The organism is Acidovorax facilis (assembly GCF_023913775.1).
In the GTDB taxonomy this organism is placed as follows: Bacteria; Pseudomonadota; Gammaproteobacteria; order Burkholderiales; family Burkholderiaceae_C; genus Acidovorax; species Acidovorax facilis.
In genome coordinates this window covers 1-7,729 of record NZ_JAMXAX010000198.1, presented here as the reverse complement: position 1 = coordinate 7,729, position 7,729 = coordinate 1, and the positions used below count along the sequence as shown (strand labels likewise).

The window sequence follows — 7,729 nt, the reverse complement described above, 5'->3', positions numbered from 1 at the left end:
GTCGGCCAGCAGGCTGGCCAGCAGTTTTTGCGGTACTTCGTGCTTCTTGGTTGTCATTGTGTTTGCGGACAAGCAGGCTCTCGCCTGCGGTGGATTGTCCGTTTACACAAAATTCTGCACACCCTCGGCGCGCTACCCCACGTCGATCTGTCCGTGGCGGCAAGTCGGGCCTGACGCTGATGTCGCAAATCGGATCCGGACGGACGATGATTCCATGGAAGCTCCTCCAGTTCGGCGTCCTGTTCGCAGGTCGCACGCGCGGCGGCAATCAGCACGTGCAAAGAGAAGTTCAACAGAGACGGGGCATCCCACAGACGTTGATGCGTCAAGCTCTGGACGGCAGCTTGCTGCACATGCCGGTTCCAGTGAGTCAACGCAATTTCGAGCAGCCGCTCGGCTTCGGGTTGGCTCACTAGCGGCGCAAGAGCGCCGATCACTGCCGCACACTCCATCTTCCCGTCGACGGGAATGCTGCTTCCGAAAACGTCTTCGGAGGGAGTCTCCCCAAGGCAATCCACAATGGTTTCAAGGCACCACTGCCGATCCACAGGGTCGAGGACGGCCCAGCGATCTCGCGCAATCACTGCCGCCACCATCCGGCCTCCTCCTTCGAGGATGTCGCGGGTGCCACGAACTGCGATTTGGCCCTCCACCTCTTTCGCCAACGCCAGTTTGTCACGCCACGACTCATCGCCAAAAGCGACTCCATCATCTTTGTGTTGGTGAGCCCAGTTTTGAAGCTCGATGCGCTTCATCAACTCGACTTGGCCGGCCTGCGAATCTTGCACCATGGCTTGTACATCTGATGGAAGCTCACCCATGGTGAATTCCACCTGGTCGCCGACATCCTTGCGATCGTATGTTCTGAGATCCATTCGCCGCAGCGCCAACATCCACTGCGATTGTTCTGTGGTCCGCTCCTGCTCCGGTGGCAACGCAGCGAGATAGCGGTCCAGCAACGCTTCCACCGACGCTCGCTGCGGGCAAAGCTGGAGCTGAATGGCAAGTTCTTCGAGGTGGTGCTTTCGATGCGGAAGCGCATTCGATTCGAGCCGCTCGCGCTGAAACATTTGAGAGAAGACGTCGAAGCCACCAGGAGCGAGCGCGGTCTTGTCCGTCATCATGCGCGCCACGTCCATTCGGATTAGCTCGGTGGATCCGAGGATACTTACGCAGCAATCGCCTGCTAGACCCGTGTGCGCGAGGCAGGCGCTGGCCACGACCCCCAACAAAGCGGCGTTGTTCGAGTTGTCCAAGATGTAGTTCAGAAAACTCTGGAAGACTTCGGGCGTTGCCGCGCCCTTCGCGATGTCGAGAAGCCATGCTTCCAGAGCCATCAGGGCGCACTCCATCACGGCGGGCATGACGTGGGTTCCCCGATACGTCCGCCACAGCCGCTGATTTCCCAGAATGGATCGCGCCCTGCCATCGGATAGCGTCAGCTCAATTTCGATCGGTGGCTCGATCAGGCGCATCTGCCGCGAGTTCGCTTGGTAGTTCGAGCAGCATTGATTGATGAAATTGACGATGAACCGCACGCCCTCGGAAGGATGGGCGCGCAACAAGAACGACATGGGCCCTTGCATCGACGACCGAGGAAAGAAGCGATGCTCGTAACTGTGCGTCAACCCAAACACCGCCTCTATTTCACGCGAGGAATTCCATCGATCGTCTTTATCACTGGCGAACCACCGGCCCAGGCAGACCGCCTGAAGCTCGCGGGGGAATGCGCTGGCAAAAGCGATTGCCTTGAAGGGCTCGAAAGTGAGCTTGGCGAAGTGACTGGCATCTTCGTCGCGATGGATCGACCCGGGCACGGATGCCCTGCTAGCAATGCTTCTGAAGAGCGCTTCGTTCGCGCGGGGCGCCTTCATCAGGATCTCGACGAGTCGCTCTCTGGGGACCACGAGTCCTAGCGCGTCCGCGGGGAGCGCAAGCAACTTTTCTATGAGAGAGCCGACGCTGGCGGCGCCTTCGGGTAGCTGTTCGCTGCCAGAAATGTTAGCGGACCAATCCTCTATGAAGGCAACGAGCAAGGAATCCATTTGCCTCGGCAACGCATCCCAGCTCTCGTCCATGAACGCGAGCAATATCGGCCAAGCGTTCCCGGTCGGAACGTGCCATCGAAGCCAAACATGAACCCCCTGCGCTTTGGGAGAAACGGTCTTGCAGCCAACGCGGACCAGGTGCAGCACTCGCTGGAGCAATGCACCTCCATCCGCTAGCAGCTTGTCGGCGAAGCCTGTCATGAACGAGCCCGCTGCGCTCGACTGAAAGACAGCGAGCCAGGTGTCGTCGACGAAGTGGGACGGGAGCGACTTCTCGGAGCTCACCTCGGAGATGAACTGGTCCACTACCGTCCTGTCCACGTCGAGTTGCTCTGTAAGCCACTTGCGATAGGCGCGCCGCAACGCAGGATGGCCCCCAACTTCTCCAGCCATCGCCGTCGAGCTGCCGGAGTGCGCTTCAAATCGGCGCATGAACCACTCGACGAGGCCCCAGTCCTCGAAAATGTCGTGAGCGGCGGCGACCCGATGAAACTCATCGTTCGCCACGAGATTAGCGTTTCCGAGCCGTTGCAGGGCACCGTCGATGTCAGCGACTTCAACGTATGGGCGAAGCGCCCGCGCCCTCGCAATGCAGACGTCAAAAAAGACCTTTTCACGCTTGGACGGCATCCCGTCCGAGACATATGCGTCGTCGCGGACAAGCTCGCTCCACATCCTGCGCCGCAACGCGCGCTCAGTCTGTGGGATGGATTCGCCCTGCGCGAGGCGCAGTTGGGATGCGCGCGTCAGAAGAAATGGATTCCTGAGGATCGACCTCAGACTCTGAATGGCGAGCAAGGGTTGCAAAGTCGGCGCCGCGGCTTCAGCCTGCGAAAGCTCCGCGTCGGAAAGCCCGCCGACCAGGATTTTCGCGAAGGTGACATTGCTCGTCGCCAGCAAGCTGCGCTCGACGACCTCCGCATAGTAGTCGCGACACGTGATCACCAGCGAAATCGAGCTGTCGTCCTTGACACCCACCAGCAAATCCTTGAACGCTGCTCGTTCGCTCGCCTCGAGCAATCGCTCGAGGCCATCGACAAAAAACGTCTTGCGGTGGAGCGGCATCAAGCCCTCCAACTCTTTCCACGTGAGATTGAGACTCGCATTGGTCAAGACCTGATCGATGTGCGCGGCTTTGAACTCCTCTGCGGAAAAGGCGAAATTCGTCTCAGCGCTCGCCGCGCCAGACATGTAGTTCATTCCCAACACGGACTTGCCGCTGCCGGCGGGACCGACCACGAGCACCACCTGCTGCTGCGCGACTGCGGCCTCTAGCTGGGCGCGCAGCTCGGTTCGGTCGAACACGATTCCCTGCGGGCCGGCCGCCGCGATCCGCCGCAACGTCGTCGCGCAGTGCTGTCGAAGTCTTGACAGCTCGCCATGCTTGGGGGACGGGACTTGGCTGTGCCTGGCCTTGGCGCGTTCCGGCAGCGAAGCGAAGTCGACGCTGCGGCCCTCAGCAGCAGCCAATCCAGCAAAGTCGATCAGTTCGCTCCAGCTGCTCGACGCTGCGTCGGCTTCCGCGCCAGCAGCCTTCAGCGAGGCGAGGAGCGTCAAGATCGCGGCTACGTCCTTCGCCGCTGCGTCTTGAAAGTCGAAGCTGAGAACGTGGAAGGCTTGCAAGAACCTCCATACGCTCTCATCGGCCACCGGTGAGCCGTTCGTCTGATCGATGATTGCTTTGATCGTCTCGTAGTCGGCCTTGGCTTGCTTGTTCAAGGTTCCCTGGCCTCGGCGGCGCGCCGAGAAGTCGGCCGCGTCGCCAGCGGCTCTGGCTTGACCAATCAGCCAGCGCACGTCGTGTTGAATACGATTCGTTCCCAGGAAGGTGACCAAGACGATCGCGTCGCGGCCCTGCTGGAATAGCGTCGTGTTGTTGAAGTCCGCCCAGGCGGCCGCCAGCGTCTCCCTGCACTCCTCGTCGTTGAGACTGAACGTGAAGGTTCGTTTGATCTGCGCGGCCACCTTGTGGATTTGGCCAGCTTCCGACTGAGCCTCCACCACCAAGTCGTCGATGCGCCAGCCGAGTCGACGAGCTTGGAAGTGCACCCGTTGCGGAGCAGCGTCGGAGAAGATGGGCATGAACGACTTCGTGAGCAGCAGACCCAGAAAATAGGCGCCAACCCGTCGTTCGAAGTCGCCCCCAGCTCCCCCCGTTGAGATCACGCTCGCCACGCTCATTTCGCCCCCTTTTTCTCGCACGCTTGGTAATTGTCCATGCTCTCGCAGATTGGAAGCGGATGCGAGTCAAAGGGTGCTTCGATGCGCGCTTTCAGAGGGCTATTTCAGCTATAGCGCATGGTGCGCACGAGTCTCTCGGATGGTTCATGAAGATGCGCCTTCGTGGCGCTGCTGTCGACAAGTGACCATGACAGTCGTGTCACGTTGATGAAGGCGTCCAGCGTCCGTTGTCGAGTGATGCAGTCGTTCATGGACTGACGTGTGAATGACGGCTGCCAGCCTGAAGGCGACGGCTGAGATCAATGGGAGCCCAATTCAAATGCGATTTCCAACCCAGAGATCAGACCGAACATATTGTTCACGGGGAAGCGCTTGAAATCGGCTACCGTGTGAGGTCAAACTATCCTGCACAGCAATCCGGATGAGTAACAGCCTAACCACAGAGACCCGCGTTGCGGTGCTGGTCGACTGCGACAACGTCTCGCCTGAAATCCTTGAGCACGCGCTGCGCATGGTGGCCCAGTTTGGTCGTGTCGTGCTGCGTCGCGGCTATGGCAACCAGGCCACGTTGGCGAACAAATGGCAGGATGCCTTGGTGCGCCTGGCATTTACGCCTTGTCTGCAATACCAGTATGCGGCCGGCAAGAATACCGCTGACATCGCCCTGGCGCTGGACGCGCTGGAAGCGCTCTTCGATGAAAGAGCGGACACCTTCTGCCTGGTCACCAGCGATTCCGATTTTGCCTACCTGTGCCGCAAGTTGCGTGAGCGCGGCGCCACTGTCTGCATCGTCGGTGAGCCCAAGACGCCCGATGCGTTGCGCAATGCCAGCGACCAGTTCTTCGAATGGGTCCGTCCCGCGCCGCCGGCTGAGCAGGTCCTCGACTCTGCTCAAAAGCCCGCGGCGAAACCGGAACCTCCCCACGCCGATCAGGCCAAGCAGGAGCCTCCCAAGGCTGTGGTCAAGCGCAGGCCACGTTTTCTTGTGGAAGCCGTGGCGCTTCTTGCCAGCGATACCTCGGAAGGCAAGGTGGGCCTTGGCGCCCTCGGCCAATACCTCAAGCGCACCGATCCGGCCTTCTCTCCACAGACGTACGGGCACTCCGGGTTGTTGAACATGGTCAAGACGTATGACCTGCTCGCGCCACAGCAGGAGCCGGGAGGGCATTGGTCGGTGAGCCTGCTGCCGAAGACGGAGAGCGCCCTGGAGACGGACACACCGCGGGTGTAGGGCTTTGGTCTGGGTCAGCGCTGGTGCGTTCTTTCGTGTCGTACCCGAGGAGGTATTGGTGAAGCGTTCAGAACTCTATGGGCTGGTCTGGAAAACGCCGCTCCGGCATCTGGGACCTCAATTGGGCCTGTCGGACGTCGGTCTGTCCAAACTCTGCCGCAGGTACAACATTCCTGTGCCGCCTGTCGGCTTCTGGACCCGCCATGCGGCTGGAAAGCCCAGTTTCCCCACACCATTGCCGCCGGCTGATGTGGATGCCGTGATTCGTTTGCCGGAAGAGGGCATGACGGCGGCACGGTCGGCTGATGCCACGAGGTCCCAGCGGGTCCGCCAAACCTTCTCACGCGCGAAAGACGGCATCGCCGTGTCGCCCATCGAAATACCAACCTCACTCGACAACTGCCATCCGCTGGTGGCCAGAACAGCCCGCTTCTTCCAGTCCATCGAGCGCGAGGAGCAGAAGCGGGCGCGGGACAGGGAGCGTGCTGCGGCTCAGGGGCGGCCTTTCTTCGGTGGCCCCACAGGACACCATATGTCGATGGGACGGTACATCACCGACGAAGGCTGCCTGCGCATCACTGCCACGACGGCCAACATTGACTGGATTCTTCGTTTCCACGAGGCGCTGCTTTGTGGACTCATCGCGGGAGGCTGCCAGATCGTTGCCAGCGGCAAGGGTTCCCGAAACACGGTCGAGATCCGCAGGGCAGGAGGATCGATTTGCCTGAATTTCGCCGAGCAGGCGGAAAAAATCATCAAGCCCCCGCGCAAGGGCGTCTTCTATGAGCCTGCAGAGTACAGGGCCCGCGATGCCTACAAGCTGAAGCTGGAGCGAGACTGGAGTGCCATTGCCCGCCAGTGGATGGGGACCCGGGAACAGATGGAGAAACGCCTCCCCGAGATCACGCAGGCCCTGATTGCATTTCCAGAGGCAGAAGCGCTTCGCTCGAAGCTCGTGGCCGAGGAAGCCGCCATGCGGGCGAAGGCGCGGCAGGAAGCCGATCTTGCACGCTGTATCGCGGCCGCCGCCGAAGAGGCCCGCGCCGAGCGTCGGGAAGCCCGTGCATCCCAGCTACCGCGCGCCCTTGCCGTTGGCGAGGCGCTTGGAGACTATCACCGTGTCCTGGACATGCTGTCCCGCCTGGAGGTGATCGCAGGCGACAGGTCAGAGGACGAGGCCCTGCATACATGGATCGCCCTGGTGCGAGGCAGTCTCAAGGATCCCGTGCATGGGCTTGCCGACGCGTTGCGGGCCGAAGGCGCGGCACCGGATCGGCCGCTGTGGTGGCCCGAGTGAGGTTTTCTGGGGTTTGCCTTGTGCACCTCTGCGGAACGGAGTTCAGTGCTCTCCTGTGCCAGATGACCTGAGGTCCGGGCATCCGCCTGCTCCGGCGCCTCGTTGCAAGCCCTGGTGGGGCGCTCTTTGGTGATGGGACGGGCCTCTGCGAAGTCTGTTCCTACCGAGCCTGATGATTGACCGGCTGTTCCTGGCTGCTCTGGCCTTTTGCTGACGTGGGGGATGCATTGGCTCAAGGCACTCGACGCTGCTCAGTCCTTACGGCAGCTCTCCCAGCACGCGCACCTCTTTGAGCGAGTGCTGCGTCTCGGCTTGGGGATTGCCAAACCGCCTGCGCACTTCGCGTTCCAACTCGTGCGCCATACCGCGCGCTTCCTTCTCCCCGCGCAGTGCCCGCAGCCGCCATTCACGCGCCTGAGCCGTCAGTTCTTCGTCCTGTAGTTCTTGGATTTCCATTACAGGTGCGATTGTGCCCAGGCGCAGAGCAAGTCGCTCTCATCGGGTTGCGGCCCCATGCCGTAGGAGTCGGACGCGTGGTCTGTGCGTCTTCGGCCAAGAGGCATGGCCGACCGCGCTGTCGTGCTTGCGCATCGAGCCACCCTTGGCGTTTCGACCCTTCGGGCCTCCATCGTTCCCTCGCCTTGCTCGGCTGACGCCTTCGGCCCGGCTCGTTGACCCGGGCCTGCGCGCTGCGCTTGCCTCCAGGGGATCGGCCGTGCAGCCCATCCCCGCCGCGCTGGGCTTGGCGCCCCTGGGATACCGCCGAACCGGCCGTGCCGGATCTGCCTTCGCGCCTGGGCGCTGCGCGCTTTCGCTTGCGTGGGGTCGGCGTGAAGAGCGGGCCATTGCCTGTCCAGCCATCTTTCCTGAATCCATCACCTTGCTCGCGACTGTAGCCCGCGGCCGGGTGCCGTCAAGGCGCGCAGGGCCGTGTCCTCGGCTGCGCCTGCGGGCCGCACCCACCCTGCGCTT

Annotated in this window: 4 protein-coding genes; 2 read left to right on the top strand and 2 right to left on the bottom strand. The window is 61.7% G+C overall.

The window, feature by feature from the left end; translation table 11 throughout:
- Positions 1 to 53: 53 nt before the first annotated feature.
- Complete coding sequence (locus NFX52_RS28620) at positions 54 to 4,130, bottom strand: nSTAND1 domain-containing NTPase (RefSeq protein WP_156358786.1); 4,077 nt, start codon at positions 4,128 to 4,130, stop codon at positions 54 to 56.
- A 520-nt stretch (positions 4,131 to 4,650) separates the two neighbouring features.
- Here NFX52_RS28620 and NFX52_RS28615 point away from each other — a divergent pair.
- On the top strand, positions 4,651 to 5,460 hold the full coding sequence (locus NFX52_RS28615) for an NYN domain-containing protein (RefSeq protein WP_055399962.1): 810 nt from the start codon (positions 4,651 to 4,653) through the stop codon (positions 5,458 to 5,460).
- Between the two features lie 58 nt (positions 5,461 to 5,518).
- On the top strand, positions 5,519 to 6,757 hold the full coding sequence (locus tag NFX52_RS28610) for a hypothetical protein (protein ID WP_252635941.1): 1,239 nt from the start codon (positions 5,519 to 5,521) through the stop codon (positions 6,755 to 6,757).
- 258 nt (positions 6,758 to 7,015) lie between these two features.
- On the opposite strand, the gene NFX52_RS28605 is transcribed toward NFX52_RS28610, so the two are convergent.
- Positions 7,016 to 7,213 (bottom strand): hypothetical protein, encoded by a 198-nt coding sequence (locus tag NFX52_RS28605; protein WP_055399968.1) that lies wholly within the window; start codon positions 7,211 to 7,213, stop codon positions 7,016 to 7,018.
- Positions 7,214 to 7,729: the final 516 nt, after the last annotated feature.

Coding starts and splice junctions, on each gene's coding strand:
- NFX52_RS28615 (WP_055399962.1), top strand. CDS start 4,651: ATGAGTAACAGCCTAACCACAGAGACCCGCGTTGCGGTGCTGGTCGAC.
- NFX52_RS28620 (WP_156358786.1), bottom strand. CDS start 4,130: ATGCCCATCTTCTCCGACGCTGCTCCGCAACGGGTGCACTTCCAAGCT.
- NFX52_RS28605 (WP_055399968.1), bottom strand. CDS start 7,213: ATGGAAATCCAAGAACTACAGGACGAAGAACTGACGGCTCAGGCGCGT.